The organism is Pseudomonas sp. MF08831, assembly GCF_059862645.1.
In genome coordinates, this window is sequence record NZ_JCBCUX010000014.1 from 1 (window position 1) to 24,048 (window position 24,048).

A 24,048-nucleotide genomic window follows, 5' to 3' on the forward strand; every position below is an offset into this window, starting at 1 on the left:
GCTTGCTCGCGAAGGCGGTGGGTCAGTCAATTCATGTGTAGCTGGCATACCGCCTTCGCGAGCAAGCCCGCTCCCACATTTGGATCTCTGTGCATCAGATAGAAGTGTGTTGCTGTGCTGTGCCCTGCTTTTGCTTCAACCACTCAGGTCGGCTACCAGGCCGCCGTGCTCTGCTCTTGATCTTGCTTTTGACTTTGATCTGACAGGCCCCGTCAACCACGCTGGCCGAACGCAGGCTTGAATCCGTGGGCCGCCGTGTTGGGCCATGGATGGCCCGTCACGGCGGCCCACGGATTCAAGCCGGAGTGAGGGCACACCGAGCCTAGGCGAGGTGCCGAGTGGTGGGGCAAGAGCCCTTTGGTTACTTTGGGGCTTTTCCAAAGTGACCCGCTGTAAGAGCGCAACCCCCAGCCGCCGTTACCGCAGCAACGGATATACCCCCTAAAACCGCGGCCAAAAAAAAGGGCGACCGAAGTCGCCCAAAATGCCTTGCGTGCTCATATAACCCAGAAGAACTTACGGTTCTTTACGCTTATTAGCGTCCTTCCAGATAAAAATTCCAAACCCTACAAAAAACAACACCATGAGGCTGACAGTCAACACTCCGGCAAACACTACATTATCGAAAAACATGACCGGCCTCCTGCTCGTGCCCTGTTGCGATAGGGCTAAGTTAAGGGAGAAGGCGGATTGGAAAATTGACGAGGATCAATGTCGCCCGCAACGGGGCGTAAAGAAGGGCTATAACTGACCTGCATCAACAGATGCAGGTTGTTTCAACGCTTTTTCGGCTTGTTCTTCGGCTTTTTCTTAACTTTGCCCAGTGGCATCGCTTGCTCAAACGCCTGGCGCACTTCATTCAGGCGCTTGTCATTAAGGTCATGCACGCGTTTGGCGCGTTCGGCATTCAGGTCAATCAGCTTGTCGTCATCACTCATGGCTTGGCTTACGTTGTGGCGGGAATGGCCCAATAATGCGGCCTCCCCCGCCCAACGGCAAATCAGCGGGCGACAAAATGCAGGGCATCGCCCAAAATCGACCCTTCCCACTCGACTCAGGAGGCGCACTCAGGTGGCACTGCACAAGGACCTTCCGCCGCTGCTGGCCCTGCGCGCCTTCGAGGCCGTCGCACGGCACTTGAGTTTTATCAAGGCGGCGAACGAGCTGTCGGTCACTCAAAGTGCCCTGAGCCACCAGGTGCACAAGCTCGAACAGCATCTGGGCAAACCGCTGTTTATCCGCCGCACCCGCGCGATAGACCTGACCGCCGACGGCCAACGTTACTACGCCGACATCCGCCCCGCCCTCGACACCCTCGCCGCCGCCACGCGCGCCCAAAAAACAGCGCCCGCTACCACCGTGCTACGCGTCGGCCTGCTGGCATCCTTCGCCACCCTGTGGCTGGCCCCACGCCTGGCCGGCTTTCTCAACCGTTACCCGCATATCCAGGTCGAGTTGCTGCCGGCGATTCAATTGGCCAACGTCGCCGCGGCCGAGGTGGATCTAGCCATCCGCTATGGCAAAGGCGATTGGCCGGACGTCCACGCCACCCGCCTGATGCCCGAAGTGATCTCGCCGGTGTGCAGCCCGGCCTTCAAGGCCGGCCAACTGCACAATGGCGCGTTATTGATGGCCACCTCGCACCGTCCCTTCGAATGGACGGACTGGTGCGCGCATTATCACGTCGACCTCGAGCACCACCCCCGCGTGATGCTGCACGACTACAACATCGTGGTCGAAGCCGCCGTGGCCGGCCAGGGCATCGCCATGGGCCGGCACCGTCTGATCGAGCGCAAGCTGCAGGAGGGCAGCCTGGTGGAAGCCTTCGACCGGCCGCCCTATCACAGCGAAATCGGCTACTGGCTGATCGCGCCCCAAGGCCCCACCAGCGACGCGGCCGAATGCTTCAGCCAGTGGTTGAAGGATGCCTGCCGCGACGCGTGAATTTTTTCGATACGTCAGGTGAGATCTATCCGTTTGTCGCCCGACGGCTCAGCCCACATGCTGAAACCTTACTCCCCTAGAGGATTCAACATGCGCGACTCCCTTCGCCAACGCGTGCAAGCCCTTGGCCTGACGCTGCCAACGCCCAGCCAGCCGGCGGCCAACTACATCAACCATGTGATCAGCCAGAACCAGCTGTTTATCTCTGGGCAAATTCCCATGATCGATGGCAAACCGGCCTACATCGGCCGGTTAGGCGAAACCCTCAGCGATGAAGAAGGCGCCCAGGCGGCAGAGTTGGCGGCGCTGGGCCTGTTGGGGCAATTGAGCGATGCCGTCGGTGATGACCTGTCGCGCGTGGTGCGCATTCTGCGCCTGGGTGTGTTCATTGCCAGCAGCGGCGACTTCCAGCGCCAAAGCGTGGTCGCCAATGGCGCATCGAACCTGGTGGTCAACGCTCTGGGTGACAAAGGCGGGCATGTGCGGACTGCCGTCGGTGTGTCCAGCCTGCCGGCCGGCGTGGCGGTGGAGGTTGATGCGATTTTCGAGTTGCAGCCGTGAGCCCGCTCGAAGTCCAGCAGCTGCGCGACGCAACGCCCGGCTGCCAGTCGGGCATCGTGCACTTTAACCACGCGGGTGCCTCGCTGCCCAGCCAGGCCACGCTGGACGCAATCATCGACCAGTTGCAACGCGAAGCCCGCAACGGACCGATGGAGGCCGGCGAGCAGGGTGCCGTGCTGGTAGAAAAGGCCCGGCGCGCAGCCGCGCAACTGCTCAATGCGCCGACCTCGTCGATCGCATTCGCCAGCAGCGGTTCAAGCGCCTGGAGCATGGCCTTCCAGGCCTTGGGCCCATGGCAACCTGGCGAGCGCATTCTGGTCGGTCGCCACGAATGGGGCGGCAACCTGGCGAGCATGCAGCAGGCGGTGCAAGCCGGCGCACGGATAGAAGTCATTCCCTGCGATGAAGCCGGCGCAGTCTGCCCGGTGGCGCTGGAGTCGATGATTGATGCCAGGGTCAAGCTGATCGACTTGACCTGGCTGCCGGCCAACGGCGGCGTGATCAACCCTGCCCAGGCGATCGGCGCAGTGGCCAGGCGCCACGCCATTGCCTATTTCATCGACGCCGGCCAAGCGGTCGGCCAACTGCCGGTGGATGTGCAGGCGCTGCACTGCGATGTGCTCAAGTCGGCCGGCCGCAAACACCTGCGTGGGCCACGCGGCACGGCGTTACTGTATGTGCGACCGGATTTTCTCTCGCAGCTCAATCCCGCCCAGCGCGATGTGTTTTCCGCACCCTGGAGCGCCGAAGGCTTCGACCTGCGCGATGACGCCCGGCGCTTTGAAACCAGCGAGGTGTCTTTTGCCTTGTTGGCTGGCTTGGGCAATGCGTTGCAGGAGGTGAATCGACTGGGCGTGGAGCACACGTGGGAAAGGGTCTTACAACTCAGTGAGCGAATCCGTGAAGCATTGCGTCAGCTGCCGGGAGTTTCCCTTCACGACCTGGGCACGGCGCATTCAGGACTGATCGCCTTCAACCTCGCAGGCTGGGACGCCTTCGAACTCAAACGACGCCTGGGGTTGAAACGAATCAACATCGGCGCAAATGGCGTGGGCTACACGCCGCTGGACATGCAGGCGCGAGGGCTGACGAGCGTTGCGCGGGTGTCGGTCAGCCCGCTCAACACCGAACACGACATTGAACTGCTGATCGACGCGCTACGCGAATTGCGTGACTAAACCTCGACGTCCACCCACAGGCCCTGGCGCGGCGCATCTTCGATCAGCGGCACCACCGGCACAGTGTTGTCGGCGTTGAGCACATCGCCGGGGATCGCCAGGTGTACTTCGGGGTCTTCATCGGCTTCGCGCCGGCGCTTCTGCTGTTCCTGCTGGCGGCGCTGTTCCTCGCGCAGCAGCAAGGTTGACTGCTCGGCATCGCCCTTTTTCAGGTCGATCGTGCTTTCGTTGGAGCCTGCTTGCACTGGCACCACGGGCGGGATATCCGGCTTCTGACGCACCGGGTCAAGTTGTGACGTGACCGGCACAACGCTGACGGGCAGCATGGGTGGCAGCATAATAATTATTCTCCTGATCAACAGGCTGTCGGCGGGTTGCAGGGCGACTTGAGCTCAAGCTCGCCAAGCTGTGACCCAGTCGACACTCGCAAGTGCCCGCCACCCGTCGATCCAGCTTTCGAACCCGCGCGTTAACGGAGTAGTTTTTGTCAGAGTCCTTTGGCTGAGGGCCTTGTTCCGTTAAGATAGTCGGCTTTTTCACGGCGGGAGTCAGGCAGCATGGCGCAGCAGTATCAACCGGGGCAACGCTGGATTAGTGACAGCGAAGCAGAGCTGGGGTTAGGCACCGTTCTGGCACAGGACGGCCGCTTGTTGACCGTGCTCTATCCGGCCACTGGCGACACTCGTCAGTATGCGCTACGGAATGCGCCCCTCACTCGCGTGAGGTTTTCGCCGGGTGATTCGATCACCCATTTCGAAGGCTGGAAAATGACCGTACAGGAAGTCGACGACGTCGATGGCCTGCTGGTTTACCACGGCCTCAATGGGCAGAACGAGCAGGTCACCCTGCCGGAAACCCAACTGTCCAACTTCATCCAGTTCCGCCTGGCCAGCGACCGTCTGTTCGCCGGCCAGATCGACCCGCTGGCCTGGTTCTCGCTGCGTTACCACACCCTGGAACACACCAGCCGCCAACTGCAGTCCTCGCTGTGGGGCTTGGGTGGCGCGCGTGCGCAACCTATTGCTCACCAACTGCACATCGCCCGTGAAGTCGCTGACCGTATCGCGCCGCGGGTATTGCTGGCTGACGAAGTGGGCCTGGGCAAGACCATCGAAGCTGGCCTGGTGATCCATCGCCAGCTGCTTTCCGGTCGCGCCAGCCGCGTGCTGATCCTGGTGCCGGAAAACCTGCAACACCAGTGGCTGGTGGAAATGCGCCGCCGCTTCAACCTGCAGGTTGCGTTGTTCGACGAAGAACGCTTCATCGAAAGCGATGCCACCAACCCGTTCGAAGACACCCAGTTGGCCCTTGTGGCCCTGGAATGGCTGGTGGACGACGAGAAGGCCCAGGACGCGCTGTTCGCGGCCGGCTGGGACTTGCTGGTGGTCGACGAGGCCCACCACCTGGTTTGGCATGAAGACAAGGCCAGCCCGGAGTATTCGCTGGTCGAGCAACTTGCCGAGGTGATTCCTGGCGTGCTGCTGCTGACCGCCACGCCGGAGCAACTGGGCCAGGACAGCCACTTTGCGCGCCTGCGCCTGCTGGACCCGAACCGCTTCCACGACCTGCACGCCTTCCGCGCCGAAAGCGAGAACTATCGCCCGGTGGCCGAAGCCGTGCAGGAGCTGCTGGACAAGGGCCGCCTGTCGCCGACCGCACACAAGACCATCCAGGGTTTCCTCGGCGACGAAGGTGAAGCGCTGCTCACCGCCGTCAACGATGGCGACACCGAAGCCAGTGCGCGCCTGGTGCGTGAGCTGCTTGACCGCCACGGCACCGGCCGCGTGCTGTTCCGTAACACCCGGGCTGCCGTGCAAGGTTTTCCGGAGCGCAAACTGCACGCCTACCCGCTGCCGAACCCGGACGAATACCTCGAGTTGCCGCTGGGCGAACACGCCGAGCTGTACCCGGAAGTCAGCTTCCAGTCGCAGCCGGACATGGATGAAGAAAACCGCTGGTGGCGCTTCGACCCACGCGTGGAATGGCTGATCGATCAGCTGAAAATGCTCAAGCGCACCAAAGTGCTGGTGATCTGCGCCCACGCCGAAACCGCCATGGACCTGGAAGACGCCCTGCGCGTGCGTTCCGGCATTCCGGCCACGGTGTTCCACGAGGGCATGAACATCCTCGAGCGTGACCGCGCCGCCGCTTACTTCGCCGACGAAGAGTTCGGCGCCCAGGTGCTGATCTGCTCGGAAATCGGCAGTGAAGGCCGCAACTTCCAGTTCTCTCACCACTTGGTGCTGTTCGACCTGCCGTCCCACCCTGACCTGCTGGAACAGCGGATCGGGCGTCTGGACCGGATCGGTCAGAAGCACGTGATTGAATTGCACGTGCCGTACCTGGAAACCAGCCCGCAAGAGCGCCTGTTCCAGTGGTACCACGAAGCGCTGAACGCGTTCCTCAACACCTGCCCGACCGGCAACGCCCTGCAACATCAGTTCGGCCCGCGCCTGCTGCCGTTGCTGGAAAACGCCGACGATGGCGAGTGGCAAGCCCTGATCGACGAGGCCCGCGCCGAGCGCGAGCGCCTGGAGCAAGAGCTGCACACCGGCCGCGACCGCTTGCTGGAGCTCAACTCCGGCGGCGCGGGTGAAGGCGATGCGCTGGTAGAGGCCATCCTGGAGCAAGACGACCAGTTTGCCCTGCCGATCTACATGGAAACCCTGTTCGACGCCTTTGGCATCGACAGCGAAGACCATTCGGAAAACGCGCTGATCCTCAAGCCCAGCGAAAAAATGCTCGACGCCAGTTTCCCGCTGGGCGACGACGAAGGTGTGACCATCACCTACGACCGTAACCAGGCGCTGTCGCGCGAAGACATGCAGTTCATCACCTGGGAACACCCGATGGTGCAGGGCGGCATGGACCTGGTGCTGTCCGGTTCGATGGGCAACACCGCCGTGGCGCTGATCAAGAACAAGGCGCTCAAGCCGGGCACCGTGTTGCTCGAATTGCTGTACGTGAGTGAAGTGGTTGCGCCGCGCTCCTTGCAACTGGGCCGCTACTTGCCACCGGCAGCCTTGCGCTGCCTGCTGGATGCCAATGGCAATGACCTGTCCGGCCGCGTGTCGTTTGAAACCCTGAACGACCAGCTCGAAAGCGTGCCACGCGCCAGCGCCAACAAGTTCGTGCAGGCTCAGCGTGACCAACTCACGCCGCGCATCAACGCCGGTGAAGAGAAGATCACCCCGCGCCACGCCGAGCGTGTGGCCGAGGCCAAGCGCCGCCTGGCGGCGGACACCGACGAAGAGCTGGCGCGCCTGACCGCGTTGCAAGCGGTCAACCCGACCGTGCGTGACAGCGAGCTGGTTGCCCTGCGTCAGCAACGCGAGCAAGGTTTGGCCATGCTCGACAAAGCGGCGCTGCGACTGGAAGCGATTCGGGTGCTGGTGGCGGGTTGATCACCGCCCTGCCCTGCTAAAAAGAAGGCCCGCGCAATGCGGGCCTTTTTTGTTTGGCTTGAGGGCCTCATCGCGGCCAAGCCCGCTCCCACATTTTGATGTGTGAATACCTTCAAATGTGGGAGCGGGCTTGCCTGCGACAGGGTCAACTCGGTATCAAGCGGTAGCCGCCGCAGCCGGCACCTCTACCGCTTCCAACCCATCTTTCATGCGCTTGGCATCACGCACAAAACTGCGCGACGCCTGGAACAGAAACAGCAGGGTCAAAAACAGCGCCACTGGAATCAGGTACATGGCGTCGTGCAGCCCCACCGCTTTATAAGCTTCGGTCATCTGCGCCGCGCCATCGGCATACATCGCCGAATGGGCAAAGTGATCAGACAGCCCACCCACCACAATCGGCCCCATGCCGCCGCCCAACAGGTACAACCCGGCGAAGAACAGCGCCATCGCCGTGGCCCGCAGGCGCGGCTCAACCACATCCTGAATCGCCGTGTACACGCAGGTATAGAAGTTGTAGGCGAACAGCCAGCCCACACTGAACAGCGCCACAAACACACCAATCTCGATGCGTCCGGCGTGCAACGCCCACGCGGTGGTGACGGTGGAGATGATCAAGCTGCAGGCCGCGAACAGCAGTCGGCCATTGGCGATGCGCTGATGGATCTTGTCGGCAATCCAGCCGCCCAACGTCAGGCCCACCAGGCCGGTGACGCCAACGATTACGCCAGTGGCAACCGCCGCCTCCTGCAACGGCAGCAGGAAGTAGCGCTGCAACATCGGCACCAGAAACGAGTTGCACGCATAGGTGGCGAAGTTGAAGCACAGCCCGGCCAGTACCAGCCACAGGAAGGTCGGCACCGCCAGCACGCGGCGGATCGGGCGATCGACGCGTTCCTGCGAGACCTGCACGGTTTCGGCCGCGCCGCGCTTGGGTTCCTTGATATAGAACATGAACACCGCCAGGATCAGCCCCGGCACGGCGGCGATAAAGAACGGCGCGCGCCAGCTGTCGAACGCCTTGACCATCGCGCCAATGGTGAAGAACGCCAGCAGCAGGCCCAACGGCAGGCCCAGCATGAAAATGCCCATGGCGCGGGCGCGACGGTGAGCGGGAAACAGGTCGCCGATCAGTGAGTTGGCCGCCGGCGCGTAGCTGGCTTCGCCAATGCCGATGCCCATGCGCACCAGCAGGAAGGTCCAGAAACTGCCGACCATGCCATTAATAGCCGTGAGACCGCTCCAGGCAAACAAGCCCCAGCCCATCAGTTTGCTGCGCGAACCGGTGTCGGCCACGCGCCCCAGCGGCAAACCGGCGATGGCATAGACAATGGTGAAGGCGGTGCCGATGATGCCGAGCTGAAAGTCGCTCAGGTGCCATTCCATACGGATGGGTTCGATGATAATCGCGGGGATGGTGCGGTCGAAGAAATTGAACAGGTTGGCCAGGAACAGCAGGAACAGAATGCGCCAGGCATTCGCCGCTTGGGTCGAGTTCTGCATGGGTCCGTCTCTTTTATTGTTATGAGAGCTGCGATGCCCGATGCATCCTGCCCGGTACCTGCAACATAGTCAGGCAGGTGCCGGTTGTCTGTAATGATTCGTAAAGCTGATAGGGCATGATTTCACCCGGTATCACGGGACTTCGCCTACAAAAATATAAGTTCACGCCCCCCTTCCCAACGGCAACGCCAAGGATAGAATGGCGAGCCTTCCGTAACACCCACATCCTACTTTTCTTATCGATGACGCCCATGTCCGAAGCCAGTCCGTGTCTGAGTTGCGGTGCCTGCTGTTCACACTTTCGTGTGTCTTTCTTCTGGGGTGAGTGCGCCTCATCGGGGGGCACTGTGCCCGATGACCTGGTGGTGCAGATCAATCCCACGCGCGTGGCGATGATCGGCACCGACCAAAAACCCGCGCGTTGCTGCAGCCTTGAGGGTGAAGTCGGCAAAGGCACCCGTTGCACGATTTATGAGCAGCGTTCGAGCCCGTGTCGCGAGTTCGACGCGTCGTGGAGCCAGGGTGAACAGAACGTCGATTGCGACACGGCACGCGCCGCCTTTGGCTTGCCGCCCCTCGAGGCGCCCTTCGAGTTCGAGCTGCCGATCAGCGCTTAGCATCAAACGCTATGGTGGGCATGCCAAAATCATTCAGAGCAAAGTGCCATTATTCCTGGCAAATCCCGCGAGGCTTCTATACTCGAGGTCATAGGCCATTGCTGTAGGCAATGACGTACTGACTTTGACGGGACATGCTATGGAATGGCGAGGTATGTATTTTTTTACCGAGCTTCCAGATAACGGGCATTTATTACTCAATTGCAGTCATAACCCCTTTCTGGTGCTGCTGGCGTACCTGGTCGCTTGTGCAGCAGGGTTCGGAACCCTGGACATGGCCGAGCGCGTCGGCCACGTGGAAGACCCTACTGCCCGCCGCCACTGGCGCTGGCTGGGGGCCGGATGCCTGGCAGGCGGCATCTGGTCGACTCACTTCATCAGCATGCTGGCCTTCCAGGCACCCATCGCCATTCACTACGAATTGCTCATGACGTTCGCCTCACTGGTGATCGCCCTGATTGCCTCGTTGTTTGCCATGCAAACCCTCAGTCACGCTCATTTGCGCTTTCATCAATACCTGCTGGCATCGGTATGGATGGGGCTGGGCATTGCCTTGATGCACTACGTCGGCATGTCGGCCATGCGCTCCCAGGCAAAGGTGTACTTCGATTCGGGGCTGTTCCTGGCGTCGGTGGGCATCGCCATTGGCGCCAGCCTGGCCGCGCTGCTGTTGTCGTGCTACCTGCGCAACGGCGCCGGGGTGTTCCATCAATTGCTCAAATACGCCGCCAGCCTGGTGCTGGGCGCCGGGATCCTGAGCATGCACTTCACCGGCATGGCGGCCATGCAAATGCTGGTGCCCAATGGCGCGGACCTCGCCTTGCCACTGGACAACAACCCCATCCAGCTTGGTCTGTCCGTGGCCGTGATCACCCTGTTGGTGATTGGCAGCAGCGTCAGTGCAGCACTGGCCGACAAGAAACTGCAGCACAAGGAACGCGACCTGCGCCGGGTCAACGCGCTGCTCAGCGAACTGGACCAGGCCCGCGCCTCGCTGCAACAGGTAGCGCACTTTGACGCGCTGACCAGCCTGCTCAACCGCCGCGGTTTCAATCAGATTTTTGCGGAGAAAGTCGCCGAGAAAACTGCAAGCCACGGCATGATGGCGGTGATTTTCCTCGATATCGATCACTTCAAGCGCATCAACGACAGCCTTGGGCATGATGCCGGTGACCAGTTACTTACCGTGTTGGCCGGGCATATCAAGGGCTCTGTACGCAGCCATGACGATGTGGTCGCGCGCTTTGGCGGCGATGAGTTCTGCATCCTGATCAGCATTCACCATCGTGACGAAGCGCGGCATATGGCGCAGCGCATCATGCAGAAGATGAAAGAGCCGATCGAACTGGCCGGCCGGCGCATGGTGATGACCACCAGCATTGGCATCAGCCTGTTTCCCGATGACGGCGTGACCTGTGAGGAGCTGCTGAAAACCGCCGACCTGGCGCTTTACCAGTCCAAAGACACCGGGCGCAACAGCCTGAACTTTTTCAGTTCCAACCTCAAAACCCGCGCGTTTCTCGAACTGCAACTGGAAGAAGAGCTGCGCGCCGCCCTGCGCACGCGCAACCAGCTGGTCCTGTTTTATCAGCCGATCTTCGACATGAAACTCGGCAAGGTTACCCGCCTGGAAGCCCTGGTGCGCTGGCAACACCCGCAACACGGGCTGCTGGCGCCGGACCGGTTTATCGCCATTGCCGAAAGCAACGGGCTGATTGCCGAACTGGACCACTGGGTATTACGCCAGGCGTGCCACGATTTGAGCCTGCTGTCTGACCGCGGCTATACCGAGCTGACCATGGCCGTGAACTGTTCGGCCCTCAACCTGGCGCGTGACGAACTGGCGGATGAAATCGAAGACGCCCTGCGCTTCGCCGGCATCGCCGCCGGGCGCCTGGAACTGGAAGTCACCGAAAACGCCCTGATGGGCAACATCAGCAGCACGCTCGCGCTGTTGCGGCAAATCCGGGCACTGGGCGTGTCGCTGGCGATTGATGACTTCGGCACTGGCTACTCGTCACTGGCCTACCTCAAGCGCCTGCCGCTCAATACGTTGAAGATCGATCGCTCCTTTATCCAGGACATTCCCAAATCGACTGCCGATATCGAAATCGTCCAGGCGATTATCGGCATGGCCCACACGCTGCACCTGCACGTTGTCACCGAAGGCGTGGAAACCCAGGCGCAATTCGAACTGCTGCTCAACCATGGCTGTGACTACATTCAGGGCTACTTGCTGAGCCCAGCGGTGCCTTTGAGCGATGTGGTTGGCGTGATTCAGGGCATCCAGATGCGTAACCCGCTCTACCCTTTCAGCGTGGAAGGCAGCAAAGACGCCACACCGCCCAAAGACCCTGTTACCGGCCGTATAGGCCCACCTTCCATCGTCAGGCCAATTCGCTGACGCCGAATATTTGGCATTTAGCCATCATTTGCCTAAAGAACGCCGACGAACGGCCGATTCATCAGAGTCCACGTGGCGTTGCCCTGGTTCAGTAGGCGCGCTTGCGCCGATGGCACGGCGAAGTCGCGAACTCTCATTCAGTGATGGCTCCGTGATTTTTTTGGCCATCCGTCCAGGTACATGGCGCCCAATGACTTCCAACAATAATTCTGTCTCCGAGATCTGCGACGCAGTGCCGACAGCACCGGCGGAAAAATTCCCAGCCGCGAAGTCATTGAGCAGCGCCCGCCCGTTGGCTACCCAGCAGTACTTGTACTTCACCGAAACCAATACCGACCGCATCCTCGACAACCTCGACGGCCTGCGTGACATGGTGTTCCCGCGCCTGCCCCAGCAGGAAGGTGATGGCGATGCGCGCAATGAGCAGGAATTTCCGTCGGTGTGCCTGATCGGCCTGGGCCGCTGCGGCTCCAACATTGCCCTGGACGTGGCAGAGTTGGTGTACAACGCGCGCAAGTTCTACCTCAACGAATTCAGTACCGAAGACAAGTCGGCCGATAAAGGCTACAGCCCGGCCCAGTGGATTCGAAACAACCTGCGTCTGGGTGGCGGCAAGGCCACCAAACCGGTGTTCCTGGTGGAGCCGCTGGTCATGCTGGGCGACCTGGACAAAGACATCGCCGGGCGCATCCGTTTCTCGCGCAAGGGCGAAAAAAGCGGCTTCCTGCGCGACTACAGCAAAATGAAAATCATGGACCTGTCAGAAGTGCACGCTGGCGGCGCCGGTAACGCGCCGATCCTGGGCCAGTACCTGGCCAAGATCATCCTCAACAAAGACACCCAGCGTTTTTCCAGCCCCGACTGGAAGATGATCCACTCCTACCTGATCGACTCCTGTGGCATCAAGGCCAACCAGTCGCGTCTGTATTTCTCGATCTTCAGCGCCGGCGGCGGTACGGGTTCGGGCATGGCCTCGGAGTTCGGCCTGGCCCAGCAGCACTCGTACATGAACAAGACGTTCGACACCAAGCCGGCCGACGAGCATGACAGCAAGAGCGGCCACGCCTTCGTGTTCGAGCCGATCTTCACCAGTGGCATTTGCGTGCTGCCGAATATCTCCGACCACCGCAGCGAAATGTCCGAGGCACTGCACATCAACGCCGGGCGGCTGTTGTGCAAATACCTGTCGGAAGAATGGGATTTCTCATACAACTTCGACAATGAAGACAGCAGCGAAGCCAGCGTGAAAGGCCGCATCCGGCCGTGGAACGCGATGATGCTGATCTCCAACGACATCATGCGTTACGCCGAAGAGAGCGATGACGGCAACATCCAGAACATTGACGTCAATGCCATGGAAAAACACGCCAACCAATACATCTCGCAGCAGATCTTCAACATCCTCACGGCCCAGGCGGTGACCACCGACTACGACCAGAACTACTTCCGGCGGGCCGGCATCGACATTGGCGAAACCATCCGCCTGGATGCCAACGACTTGTTCATGAGCCTGGCCGGGCCGGTGGCGATTGCCTACGCCGAATCGGTGGTGCCGGAGACGCCGGTGCCCTCGGGCGACAAGTTCAAGGTGTTCGATAAAGAGCCGCAGCGGCTGAACATCGATGACCTGTTTTTCCGCTCGATTGATTTGCCGCACTTCAACAAAGTGACGCAGGCGATCGAGGGCATCAGCCTGTTGCCGATCGAGTCCAAGCGCTACAAAGCGTCGTTGGAGCAGTACAAGAACTCCGGGTATGACGCGGCGGCGCTGCATGACCTGCACTTCTTCAAGAACTGCTCGTCGGTGGTGTCGATTGTGTCCTTGCCCAAGGATTACAAGCTGTCCTACATGGACTTGAACCGGCTCAAAACTCATTTGAACAGCCTGTTCCCCAACACCACGCTCAAGCGTTACGCCCTGGTGATCGGCGCGTCGGCCAACCTGTCGCTGACCACGCTGATCGCCAAGAGCCCGTGCCTGTCGGATGATTTCCTCACGCTGATCGTGGCGTTCATCAAGCGTTGCTTTGCGCGTAACCCGTACCGGTTTGATGACACGCTGGATAACTCGATCTTGGACTTCATCATCCATGATGACTTTGATGAGGACCGGATTGACGAGTTGCTCAATGAGTTCGAGAACCCGGCGAAGATACTCGACACCAATTGGTACGCGATCAAGCCGATGTACGAGAAGAAGTACCGCGAGTTGATTAACGACAAGGAGAAGTTCGTGTCGATTAACGATATTCGCCTGTCACGGGATTGCGTGAAGAAAGCGATCAAGTATTTGCGTGAGATTTATCGTCATCGGATCGGGAAGACCAAGGTTATTTCGTTGAATAACCATACTGGCAAGACGGCTTAGACCGAGACGCGGCCATCGTAGGCAAGCCAGCTCCCACACTTGGAATGCATTTCAAATGTGGGCGCTGGCTTGCCTGCGATAGCGGTCTGCCAGGCAAGCAAAATCCTCATCCCTGCCACACCCAGAAACAATTCCCCGAGCCTTCGGCCCCGCGCAAAACTGTTCCCGTGACGCGCACGTCACCTTCACCTGTGACCTTTCTCTACGGCAAGGTGCCATCACGGCGTCGGCGGTTACTCCGCTACACACTTGCAAGGGTCCGAGCAGCGCACCTTTTTAGTGCGCAGGTTTCTTACGCCGCCCTTTCCTGGATCAGAATCCACGGCGAAACCACGACCGCCCACAGGCTTGGATCCCTCTCGACCAGGTCCAATGCCCGCGTCGCAGACACCTCGCCCAGGCTCCCTGCAGCCAGCCACGCAGCGACTTTGTCACGGTTATCCTCGGCCATTCCCTCGGCCGCTTCGATCAAATCCAGGCCGGCGTCGACCCACAATAGGGCACCCTTGGCAAAGAACGGTTCAAGCTCCTTCCAGGAAATTTCGGCGGTTTCACCGAGCAGCTTGGCATAGAGGGTGCTAGGTTCTTGCGTCATGGGAATTCACCTGAATAAAAAATCGGCGCAATCATAGCGTCAGGCGTCAGGCAGAAAAACCCAGTTGCAAATGAGGCATCGAACGAAAGTGTCAGGAAAGCCAAGGATTGCCCGAAACTCTGGCATCACCCCGCCGCAATTCTGTCTTTTTCTTTCATTAAAGCGACATCCCCGGCGTTTGCCCCCAGCAGCCAGCTTTTCAAGCGATCAACCGGCGCTCTACACTGTACCGGTACAGTTGCCAGGGCAATGCCGGGGGGATATCCGAGATATCTGATCCGGTTCTGCAGCTCACAAGGCCGCTAGAACTATAAAAAATACAACAGTAAGAGTGGAGCACTATGAATAAGGCTACTAAGCAGATTTCCAAACTGTTTGCCGCTATGGTCCTGGCTGGGGTTGCCGGCCATTCGTTCGCAGCCGACACCATCAAGATCGGCATCGCAGGTCCAAAGACCGGTCCTGTGACGCAATACGGCGACATGCAATTCATGGGTGCCAAGCAGGCAATCGCCGACATCAACGCCAAGGGCGGCGTCGACGGCAAAATGCTTGAAGCCAAAGAATACGACGACGCTTGCGATCCGAAACAAGCCGTTGCCGTAGCCAACAAAGTGGTCAACGACGGCGTCAAGTTCGTGGTGGGTCACCTTTGCTCCAGCTCCACTCAGCCAGCGACCGACATCTACGAAGACGAAGGCGTGATCATGATCACTCCGGCGGCTACCAGCCCGGAAATCACCGCCCGTGGTTATAAACTGGTATTCCGCACCATCGGCCTGGACAGCGCCCAGGGCCCGGCCGCCGGCAACTACATCGCCGACTTCGTGAAGCCCAAGGTGGTTGCCGTACTGCACGACAAACAGCAATACGGTGAAGGCATCGCTACTGCCGTTAAACAGACCCTTGAGAAGAAAGGCGTGAAAGTCGCTGTCTTCGAAGGCCTGAACGCCGGCGATAAAGACTTCTCCTCGATCATCCAGAAGCTCAAGCAAGCCAACGTCGACTTCGTCTACTACGGCGGCTACCACCCAGAGCTGGGCCTGATCCTGCGCCAAGCCAAGGAAAAAGGCCTGAGCGCCAAGTTCATGGGCCCGGAAGGCGTTGGCAACGACTCCATCTCGCAAATTGCCCAGGACGCTTCCGAAGGCCTGCTGGTAACCCTGCCTAAATCCTTCGACACCGACCCTGCCAACAAAGCCATTGTTGAAGAGTTCGCCAAGAACAAGCAGGACCCAACCGGTCCGTTCGTGTTCCCGGCTTACTCTGCGGTTGAAGTCATCGCCGGCGGTATCGCTGCCGCGAAGAGCGAAGACACCGCCAAGGTGGCAGCTGCCATCCACGCAGGTACTTTCAAGACCCCTACGGGCGATCTGAGCTTCGACGCCAAGGGCGACCTGAAGGACTTCAAGTTCGTGGTCTACGAATGGCACTTCGGTAAACCAAAAACCGAAGTTTCCCCTCAGTAAGCCAGGCGTTACTGGTTAACAAGCCCACTGTGAAAGCAGTGGGCTTTGTTTTACGAGGTTTATGGGCCTGTCACCCGCGATCCGGGCGCTGGCTCACCTGAAAATCTTAAAACCGTCACCAGCGGTTCGCTGGCAAACGCTTTGTGCAAATGTGCTCATAGAACACAGCGCAGGGCCGGAACATGACTCCACCAGTGAAATGCGTATCGGGTTTTTAGGAGCGCTGTAATGCCTGAGATCTATCATTTTTTCCAACAGCTGGTTAATGGCCTGACCATTGGCAGCACCTATGCCTTGATAGCCATTGGCTACACAATGGTTTACGGCATCATTGGAATGATCAACTTCGCCCATGGCGAGGTGTACATGATTGGTTCCTACGTGGCCTTCATCGCCCTTGCCGGGCTGGCCATGATGGGTATCCACTCTCTGCCGCTGTTGATGACCGCCGCGTTTATCGCGTCGATTGTTGTAACCAGTGCCTACGGCTACAGCATCGAGCGGGTTGCCTATCGTCCCTTGCGTGGCAGCAACCGTTTGATCCCGCTGATTTCCGCCATCGGCATGTCGATATTCCTGCAGAACACTGTATTGCTGTCCCAGGACTCCAAGGACAAGTCCATTCCCAACCTGATTCCGGGGAGCATCTCCTTCGGCCCAGGTGGCGCACAAGAAGTGCTGATTTCCTACATGCAGATCCTGGTGTTCGTCGTCACGCTGGTGGCGATGCTGGGCCTGACGCTGTTCATTTCCCGCTCCCGTCTGGGGCGCGCCTGCCGGGCCTGCGCCGAAGACATCAAGATGGCCAACCTGCTGGGCATCAACACCAACAACATCATTGCCCTGACCTTCGTCATCGGTGCTGCGCTGGCGGCCGTCGCGGCGGTGCTGCTGAGCATGCAGTACGGCGTGATCAACCCCAACGCCGGTTTCCTGGTAGGCCTCAAGGCCTTTACCGCAGCGGTATTGGGCGGCATCGGCAGTATTCCGGGCGCCATGCTCGGCGGGCTGGTGCTGGGCGTGGCTGAAGCCTTTGGTGCCGATATCTTCGGCGACCAATACAAGGACGTGGTGGCGTTCGGCCTGTTGGTTCTGGTGCTGTTGTTCCGTCCGACCGGCATTCTGGGCCGTCCGGAGGTTGAGAAAGTATGAGCAGATATCTTAAATCGGCGTTTTTCAGCGCCTTGCTGGTGTGGGCCGTGGCCTTTCCGGTACTGGGCCTCAAGCTGAGCATTGTTGGCATCAACCTGGAAGTGCATGGCACCGGTCCCGTGACCCTGACCATCATCGCCCTGTGCTCGGTGCTGATGTTCCTGCGCGTGCTGTTCACCCAGCAGGTCGGCGCCTTGTTCAAAGGCAACCGTGGGCCGTTGGTATCGCCCAAGGTCAGCCAGTTCCTGACCCTGCCGCGCACCCAACGCTACATCATCATCGGCCTGATCGTTGCCGCGCTGATCTGGCCGTTCTTCGGCTCACGCGGCGCGGTGGATATCGCGACGCTGATCCTGATCTACGTGTTGCTGGGCCTGGGCCTGAACATCGTGGTGGGCCTGGCCGGCCTGCTTGACCTGGGTTATGTGGGCTTCTACGCCGTGGGTGCCTACACCTACGCGTTGCTCTCGCATTACCTGGGCTGGGGCTTCTGGATCTGCCTGCCGCTGGCGGGTATGGCGGCGGCCACGTTCGGCTTCCTGCTGGGCTTCCCGGTGCTGCGCCTGCGCGGTGACTATTTGGCGATCGTGACCCTGGGCTTCGGTGAAATCATCCGGCTGTTCCTGCGTAACCTCACCGATATCACCGGCGGCCCCAACGGCATCAGCAGCATCCCCAAGCCGACGTTCTTCGGGCTGTCGTTCGACCGCACCGCCGCCGAGGGCATGCAGACGTTCCACGAGTACTTCGGGATCGACTACAACCCGGTGAGCAAAGTGGTGTTCCTGTACCTGGTGGCCCTGTTGCTGGCACTGGCGGCACTGTTCGTGATCAACCGTCTGCTGCGCATGCCGATCGGGCGGGCGTGGGAAGCGTTGCGCGAAGATGAGATCGCCTGCCGAGCGCTAGGCATGAACCCGACCGTCATCAAACTTTCGGCCTTCACCCTCGGGGCAACGTTCGCCGGTTTCGCCGGCAGCTTCTTCGCGGCGCGCCAAGGCTTGGTGACCCCGGAGTCGTTCACCTTTATCGAGTCGGCGATCATCCTCGCCATCGTCGTACTGGGTGGCATGGGCTCGCAGCTGGGCGTGATCCTGGCGGCCATCGTAATGATCCTGCTGCCGGAGATGATGCGAGAGTTCAGCGAATACCGCATGTTGATGTTCGGCGCCATGATGGTGCTGATGATGATTTGGCGTCCCCAAGGTCTGCTGCCGATGCAACGCCCACACATGGAGCTGCGCAAATGAGCCGCGAGATCCTGAAAGTCGAAAACTTGAGCATGCGCTTCGGCGGTTTGCTGGCGGTCAACGGCGTGGCCCTGACCGTGAAAGAAAAACAGGTAGTGGCACTGATCGGCCCGAACGGCGCCGGCAAAACCACGGTGTTCAACTGCCTCACCGGCTTTTACAAGCCGAGCGGTGGCAGCATCCTGCTGGACGGCCAGCCGATCCAGGGCCTGGCCGGCCACGAAATCGCCCGCAAGGGCGTGGTGCGCACCTTCCAGAACGTGCGGTTGTTCAAGGACATGACGGCGGTCGAGAACTTGCTGATTGCCCAGCACCGTCACTTGAACACTAACTTCTTTGCTGGCCTGTTCAAAACCCCGGCGTTCCGCAAGAGCGAACGCGAGGCGATGGAATACGCCGAGTACTGGCTGGACAAGGTCAACCTCACCGAGTTTGCCAACCGCCCTGCCGGCACCCTGGCTTACGGGCAGCAACGTCGCCTGGAAATCGCCCGCTGCATGATGACCCGCCCACGGATCCTCATGCTCGACGAACCGGCCGCCGGCCTGAACCCCAAGGAAACCGAAGACCTCAAGGCGCTGATCAGCGTGTTGCGTGAGGAAAACAACGCCACGGTGCTGTTGATCGAACACGACATGAAACTGGTCATGAGCATTTCCGACCACATCGTGGTGATCAACCAGGGCACGCCGCTGGCCGACGGGACACCGGAACAGATCCGCGACAATCCTGAAGTGATCAAAGCCTATTTGGGGGAAGCGTAAAATGCTGCAATTCGAAAACGTTTCCACTTTCTACGGCAAGATCCAGGCCCTGCACAGCGTCAACGTGGAAGTGCGCCAAGGTGAAATCGTCACGCTGATCGGCGCCAACGGTGCCGGCAAATCGACCTTGCTGATGACACTGTGCGGTTCGCCGCAGGCGCACAGCGGCAGCATCCGCTACATGGGTGAAGAGCTGGTGGGGCAACAGTCCTCGCAGATCATGCGCAAGAGCATTGCGGTGGTGCCCGAAGGCCGTCGCGTGTTCTCGCGCCTGACCGTGGAGGAGAACCTGGCCATGGGCGGGTTCTTCACCGACAAGGGCGACTACCAGGAGCAGATGGACAAGGTGTTGCACTTGTTCCCCAGGCTCAAGGAACGCTTCAGCCAGCGCGGCGGCACCATGTCCGGCGGCGAGCAGCAAATGCTCGCCATCGGCCGCGCGCTGATGAGCAAGCCCAAGCTGCTGCTGCTCGACGAACCTTCGCTGGGCCTGGCACCGATCATCATCCAGCAGATCTTCGACATCATCGAACAGCTGCGCAAGGACGGTGTAACGGTGTTCCTGGTCGAGCAAAACGCCAACCAGGCGCTGAAAATCGCCGACCGCGCCTACGTGCTGGAAAACGGCCGGGTGGTGATGCAGGGTACCGGGGAGCAGTTGCTCACGGATCCGAAAGTGCGTGAAGCCTACCTCGGTGGCTGAGCCATTGGCGTAAACAAAAACGGCCCTCGGGCCGTTTTTTTATGTGGTTTTTAACGCGTCGTGCCCAGTGACCTTTGCTGGCCCGTTGGCCGACGAGCATCAAGCCAGCGCCCGTGAGCAGCAAGCCCGCAGCGAGAAAGATATACACGCCATACACGTCCAACGGCATGTCGAAATACCCGATAACGCGCTGCGCCAGGCTTAGGGTCTGGGAACACACCAGCGTGCCGGCAAGCGAGGCGATGGCCAGTGGTGCCCCAGCACACGAGGTATCGCCGAGGCAGCCACTGCCAGACCTACGGCCGTCGGCAGAAAGGCGCTGTTGTGAAACAGGTCCGTCACCCACCAGACGATGACAGTGCTCTCGAAAACGAACTCGCCAAACGACGAAAGCGCTTGCCCCAGCCAAAGAAATGAAAAATTCCTGCTGATGAAAAAATCTGTAAAGCGCTTGTTCAACACCAAAGCTCCCTATTGGTCGTAACGTCGCCGGGCATTGCGCGATCCTACTGCAAGGTGGTGCAGCGCCACCGATACCAGAACCCTCAGGCTCAGGGGCCATTGGCTGTGCATCGAAAATTTATTTGCAACCTGCTGTAACGCAACCTGAAGCCTTGACTCTAGAGGGGTAAGCAAGCACAAACGCTTCCTTACCCACCCTCATTGCTGGAGATACACCATGACCACTAAATTGTCCGCCGCAACCCTGATCCTGGCCCTCGGTTCGGCCCTGAGCCTGTCTGCCCTGTCGAACATGGCCCACGCCGACGACGCCAAGATGGACAAATGCTTCGGCGTCGCTGAAGCCGGCAAGAACGATTGCGCTGCAGGCGCCGGCACGTCCTGCGCCGGCACCTCGAAAGTCAAAGACCAGGCCAACGCCTGGAAGCTGGTCCCGGCCGGCACTTGCGCCAAGACCCCAAGCTCCACCTCGCCGACCGGTTTCGGCCAGGCAGCCGCCTTCACCGCCAAGTCCTGAAACAGCCCACAGCCTGAGTACTGATGATGACGCTTTTACCCCGACACACCGTCTCACCGGCTCAGGTGCCCGGCCTTCCCCACAGGGCCGGGCTGGGGCTGAAGAACGAGCACTTCATCGAAGTGCTCGAGACCTCGCCCGATATCGGTTTTTTTGAAGTGCACGCCGAAAACTACATGGTGGCCGGCGGGCCGTTCCATCATTACCTGGGGTTGATCCGCGAGCAGTACCCGCTGTCACTGCACGGCGTGGGCCTGTCCATCGGCGGCGAAGGCCCGCTCAACCGTGAGCACCTGGCACGGTTGGCCTTGCTGATCGAACGCTATCAACCCCACTCGTTTTCCGAACACCTGGCCTGGTCGAGCCACGGCCCGGTGTTTCTCAATGACTTGCTGCCGCTGGCCTACGACGCCGCCACACTGAACCGGGTGTGCGAGCACATCGACCAGGTGCAAAGCACGCTCAAGCGGCCGATGCTGCTGGAAAATCCATCGACCTATCTGCAATTCGAGCGCTCCACCCTGGACGAAACGGACTTCATCAGCGAGGTCATCCGCCGCACGGGCTGCGGCCTGCTGCTGGACGTCAACAACGTCTATGTGTCGTGCATCAATCACCAGCGCGAGGCGCTTTCCTACATCGACGCGCTGCCATTACACGCCGTCCGGGAGATACATCTGGCGGGGTTTGCCGAAGACACTGACAGCCTGGGCGATCGCCTGCTGATCGACGACCATGGCGCGCCCATCGATAACGCGGTGTGGCAGTTATACGAACAGGTACTCACGCGCACGGGCCCGGTGGCCACACTGATCGAGCGGGATAACCAGCTGCCTGCGTTCAGTGTGCTGCATGCCGAAGCTCAACACGCCGACTGGCATCTATTGCAGGTGAACGTATGAGCCATCACGCTGCATTTGCCGACGCGCTGATCGATCCCGACCTGGCGTGCCCCGACGGCCTGTTCAGCCGCAACGGCGCCGACCCGGCCAGCCGTTTCGCGGTGTATCGCAACAATGTTCACAGCGCGTTGATCAACGCGTTGGCAACCGCTTACCCCGTAACCTTGCAGTTGGTCGGCGATGAGTTTTCTCGCGCCATGGCTGGTCTTTTTGTTCAGGCGAGCCCACCTGACAGCCCGCTGATGAGCGAGTACGGCAGCGCGTTCGCAGGGTTTATTCAGGCCTTTGAGCCGGCGGCCAGCGTGCCCTATCTGGCTGACGTCGCCAGGCTCGAGCGCTTGCGGGTTTGTGCCTATCACGCGGCAGACACTCAGCCGCTGGACCAGCAAACCATTCTCCAAACACTGCAAGGCCAGACAGACCTGGGCAAGCTGCGCCTGCACCTGCATCCATCCCTGGCCACCCTGAATAGCGCTTACGCGGTGGTGGCCGTTTGGGCTGCGCACCAGACAGAAGGTGGCCTGGCCACCCTGAATCCCTGGCACGCCCAAAGCGCGCTGGTGTTACGCCAAGGCTTGGCGGTCAAGGTATTCGCCATCGACAGCGGCTCGGTCGCGTTCATCGACAGCCTGAATCACGGCACGGCACTGGAGACGGCGGTGCAGCACGCGCTTGAAGCGTCGGCGCAGTTCGACCTGAACCAATGCCTGGCCCTGTTGATCAGCCACGACGCCATCACTCATTTGCACCTCGAACAAAAGGTATTGCCATGAACACATCCCCTTCGAGTCTGGTCAATCGGGTCATTGCTCTGTTCGAGAAAATCCCCTACAGCCTGATCGCCTTTCTCGCACGATTTTCCATTGCCGCGGTGTTTTGGAAATCCGGGCAGACCAAGGTCGAGGGCTTTGCCATCGACTTGATCAGCGGCACGTTCCAATTCGGCGAGCCGCGTCTTGCGGCGTCCACACTGCCGCTGTTTCGCAGTGAATACCACGTGCCCCTGCTGTCACCGGAAATCGCCGCGCACATGGCGGCGTTTGCCGAGCATTTCTTCCCGGTGCTGATCCTGGTGGGTTTTGCCACGCGTTTCTCGGCCCTGGCCCTGATCGGCATGACCTTGACCATTCAACTCTTCGTTTACCCGGACGCCTACCCGACCCACGGCACCTGGATCACCGTGCTGCTGCTGTTGGTCGCCAAGGGCCCGGGCTGCCTGTCCATCGACCATTTGATTGCACGCCGCTACCGCTGAAGACGGTCCAGGGCCTCGCCGCTGCGCTTGAACCAATCCACCAGGTAATCGGCCAGCACCTGGGTGCGACGCGGCAAGCCACCCTGATACGGGTGAACCAGGTACATCGGCATGCTACGCGTCTGATAATCGCGCAGGAGCCAGCGCAATCTCCCGTCAGCCAGTTCTGCGGGTAACACGTAGGACGGCAGGCGGGCGATTCCGGCGCCCACCAGTGCGGCCTTTTTCAACAGGTTGTAATGGTTGGAGGCAAAGGTGCCACTGACCCGCACTCGAAGCAGTTCGTGCTGCTGGTGGTACAGCCATTCTTCGCGCCCGCTGTAGTGGCTGTTGAGCAGGCAGGTGTGCGTCGCCAGGTCTGCCGGGGTCAGCGGCTCGCCGTGTTGCTCCAGGTAGGCCGGGCTGGCGCAGGTCATTTCATGCCAGGCCAGCAGCGGTTTGGCCACCAGACGCTCATTTTCGATGGCGCCGGAACGCACACCCAAGTCAAACCCATCCCGCGCCAGGTCTCGATAACGGTTGTTCAATTCCAGTTCGATCTGCACTTGGGGGTACTGTTTGGAGAACTCCAGCAGCAAGCCATCGAAGAAGGTTTCTCCCAACGACACCGGAACCGTCATACGCACTGGCCCGGCCAAATCGTCCTTGAGCCGCGCCAATGCCTGACGGGCGCGTTCCACTTGAACCACCAGCGCCTGAGCCTGGGGCAACAGCGCTGCACCGGCTGCGGTCAGGCTGAGCTTGCGGGTGGTGCGGTGCAGCAACACCACGCAAAACTGCGCCTCCAACTGGCTGATACGCTTGGACAACTGGCCCTTGCTGCACCCCAGTTGCTCGGCCGCCAGGGTGAAACTGCCGGCTTCGATCAGAACGGCAAAGGCCGCCAAGTCATCCATCTCGCTCATGGATTGTTTCCATTTGAAAACCAAAGGTTGCCTATTAGCACGTTTATCCACCTGAAAAGCCACACTAGACTGAACCTTCACTTACCCCTGGAGGA

22 protein-coding genes are annotated in these 24,048 nt (G+C 60.2%); 16 read left to right on the forward strand and 6 right to left on the reverse strand.

Annotation, left to right across the window (positions count from 1 at the left end):
• Positions 1-516: 516 nt before the first annotated feature.
• Both ccoM and AC19YS_RS24325 read right to left on the reverse strand, forming a co-directional pair.
• Positions 517-633, reverse strand: a complete 117-nt coding sequence (gene ccoM / locus AC19YS_RS24320; RefSeq protein WP_017137226.1) for a cytochrome c oxidase subunit CcoM — start codon at positions 631-633, stop codon at positions 517-519.
• 143 nt (positions 634-776) lie between these two features.
• Entirely contained in the window at positions 777-938 is a 162-nt protein-coding gene (locus AC19YS_RS24325) for a hypothetical protein (RefSeq protein ID WP_017844811.1), read from the reverse strand.
• Positions 939-1,071: 133 nt separating this feature from the next.
• Between AC19YS_RS24325 and AC19YS_RS24330 the strand changes: the two genes are divergently transcribed.
• From AC19YS_RS24330 to AC19YS_RS24340, 3 genes are all read left to right on the forward strand, one after another.
• A complete protein-coding gene (locus tag AC19YS_RS24330; RefSeq protein ID WP_500602800.1) occupies positions 1,072-1,944 on the forward strand; it encodes a LysR substrate-binding domain-containing protein in 873 nt (290 codons plus the stop codon).
• A 90-nt stretch (positions 1,945-2,034) separates the two neighbouring features.
• Positions 2,035-2,505, forward strand: a complete 471-nt coding sequence (locus tag AC19YS_RS24335; RefSeq protein ID WP_500602801.1) for a RidA family protein — start codon at positions 2,035-2,037, stop codon at positions 2,503-2,505.
• Positions 2,502-3,683, forward strand: a complete 1,182-nt coding sequence (locus AC19YS_RS24340; protein WP_500602802.1) for an aminotransferase class V-fold PLP-dependent enzyme — start codon at positions 2,502-2,504, stop codon at positions 3,681-3,683. The genes AC19YS_RS24335 and AC19YS_RS24340 overlap by 4 nt, the downstream gene beginning before the upstream one ends.
• On the opposite strand, the gene AC19YS_RS24345 is transcribed toward AC19YS_RS24340, so the two are convergent.
• Complete coding sequence (locus tag AC19YS_RS24345) at positions 3,680-4,021, reverse strand: aspartate-semialdehyde dehydrogenase (protein WP_106577096.1); 342 nt, start codon at positions 4,019-4,021, stop codon at positions 3,680-3,682. The two genes, AC19YS_RS24340 and AC19YS_RS24345, sit on opposite strands and share 4 nt — an antisense overlap.
• Before the next feature lie 219 nt (positions 4,022-4,240).
• Between AC19YS_RS24345 and rapA the strand changes: the two genes are divergently transcribed.
• Positions 4,241-7,087 carry an RNA polymerase-associated protein RapA gene (rapA, locus tag AC19YS_RS24350; RefSeq protein ID WP_200623560.1) on the forward strand — a complete coding sequence of 949 codons (2,847 nt, stop codon included), beginning with the start codon at positions 4,241-4,243 and terminating at the stop codon, positions 7,085-7,087.
• A 156-nt stretch (positions 7,088-7,243) separates the two neighbouring features.
• Here rapA and AC19YS_RS24355 read toward each other — a convergent pair whose 3' ends face one another.
• A complete protein-coding gene (locus tag AC19YS_RS24355) occupies positions 7,244-8,590 on the reverse strand; it encodes a spinster family MFS transporter (protein ID WP_500602804.1) in 1,347 nt (448 codons plus the stop codon).
• 251 nt (positions 8,591-8,841) lie between these two features.
• Here AC19YS_RS24355 and AC19YS_RS24360 point away from each other — a divergent pair, with 251 nt between their 5' ends.
• The 3 genes from AC19YS_RS24360 (at position 8,842) to AC19YS_RS24370 (ending at position 13,979) form a co-directional block, all read left to right on the forward strand.
• Positions 8,842-9,207, forward strand: coding sequence for a YkgJ family cysteine cluster protein (locus AC19YS_RS24360; protein WP_106577100.1), 366 nt, complete (start codon positions 8,842-8,844; stop codon positions 9,205-9,207).
• 139 nt (positions 9,208-9,346) lie between these two features.
• The gene (locus AC19YS_RS24365) at positions 9,347-11,611 is read left to right on the forward strand and encodes a putative bifunctional diguanylate cyclase/phosphodiesterase (RefSeq protein WP_500602805.1); all 2,265 of its coding nucleotides are present in this window, start codon (positions 9,347-9,349) and stop codon (positions 11,609-11,611) included.
• Positions 11,612-11,801: 190 nt separating this feature from the next.
• Positions 11,802-13,979, forward strand: a complete 2,178-nt coding sequence (locus AC19YS_RS24370) for a hypothetical protein (RefSeq protein ID WP_119738835.1) — start codon at positions 11,802-11,804, stop codon at positions 13,977-13,979.
• A gap of 292 nt (positions 13,980-14,271) precedes the next feature.
• On the opposite strand, the gene AC19YS_RS24375 is transcribed toward AC19YS_RS24370, so the two are convergent.
• Entirely contained in the window at positions 14,272-14,574 is a 303-nt protein-coding gene (locus AC19YS_RS24375) for a DUF2288 domain-containing protein (protein ID WP_017530446.1), read from the reverse strand.
• A 341-nt stretch (positions 14,575-14,915) separates the two neighbouring features.
• On the opposite strand from AC19YS_RS24375, the gene AC19YS_RS24380 reads away from it, so the two are divergent.
• From AC19YS_RS24380 to AC19YS_RS24420, 9 genes are all read left to right on the forward strand, one after another.
• The gene (locus AC19YS_RS24380; RefSeq protein ID WP_106577103.1) at positions 14,916-16,043 is read left to right on the forward strand and encodes a branched-chain amino acid ABC transporter substrate-binding protein; all 1,128 of its coding nucleotides are present in this window, start codon (positions 14,916-14,918) and stop codon (positions 16,041-16,043) included.
• Between the two features lie 228 nt (positions 16,044-16,271).
• A complete protein-coding gene (gene livH, locus AC19YS_RS24385) occupies positions 16,272-17,195 on the forward strand; it encodes a high-affinity branched-chain amino acid ABC transporter permease LivH (RefSeq protein ID WP_106577104.1) in 924 nt (307 codons plus the stop codon).
• Complete coding sequence (locus tag AC19YS_RS24390; protein ID WP_064451210.1) at positions 17,192-18,445, forward strand: high-affinity branched-chain amino acid ABC transporter permease LivM; 1,254 nt, start codon at positions 17,192-17,194, stop codon at positions 18,443-18,445. The genes livH and AC19YS_RS24390 overlap by 4 nt, the downstream gene beginning before the upstream one ends.
• Positions 18,442-19,209 (forward strand): high-affinity branched-chain amino acid ABC transporter ATP-binding protein LivG, encoded by a 768-nt coding sequence (gene livG / locus AC19YS_RS24395; RefSeq protein ID WP_016975067.1) that lies wholly within the window; start codon positions 18,442-18,444, stop codon positions 19,207-19,209. Before AC19YS_RS24390 ends, livG begins: the two co-directional genes overlap by 4 nt.
• Before the next feature lies 1 nt (position 19,210).
• On the forward strand, positions 19,211-19,912 hold the full coding sequence (locus tag AC19YS_RS24400; RefSeq protein ID WP_010212366.1) for an ABC transporter ATP-binding protein: 702 nt from the start codon (positions 19,211-19,213) through the stop codon (positions 19,910-19,912).
• Between the two features lie 679 nt (positions 19,913-20,591).
• Positions 20,592-20,891: a BufA1 family periplasmic bufferin-type metallophore gene (locus AC19YS_RS24405; RefSeq protein ID WP_119738828.1), complete on the forward strand. Its 300-nt coding sequence runs from the start codon at positions 20,592-20,594 to the stop codon at positions 20,889-20,891.
• Between the two features lie 23 nt (positions 20,892-20,914).
• The gene (gene bufB / locus AC19YS_RS24410) at positions 20,915-21,793 is read left to right on the forward strand and encodes an MNIO family bufferin maturase (RefSeq protein ID WP_500602806.1); all 879 of its coding nucleotides are present in this window, start codon (positions 20,915-20,917) and stop codon (positions 21,791-21,793) included.
• Positions 21,790-22,566, forward strand: coding sequence for an HvfC/BufC family peptide modification chaperone (locus AC19YS_RS24415; protein WP_500602807.1), 777 nt, complete (start codon positions 21,790-21,792; stop codon positions 22,564-22,566). The genes bufB and AC19YS_RS24415 overlap by 4 nt, the downstream gene beginning before the upstream one ends.
• A complete protein-coding gene (locus AC19YS_RS24420; protein ID WP_106577109.1) occupies positions 22,563-23,048 on the forward strand; it encodes a DoxX family protein in 486 nt (161 codons plus the stop codon). The genes AC19YS_RS24415 and AC19YS_RS24420 overlap by 4 nt, the downstream gene beginning before the upstream one ends.
• On the opposite strand, the gene AC19YS_RS24425 is transcribed toward AC19YS_RS24420, so the two are convergent.
• A complete protein-coding gene (locus tag AC19YS_RS24425; RefSeq protein WP_106577110.1) occupies positions 23,039-23,953 on the reverse strand; it encodes a LysR family transcriptional regulator in 915 nt (304 codons plus the stop codon). The two genes, AC19YS_RS24420 and AC19YS_RS24425, sit on opposite strands and share 10 nt — an antisense overlap.
• Positions 23,954-24,048: the final 95 nt, after the last annotated feature.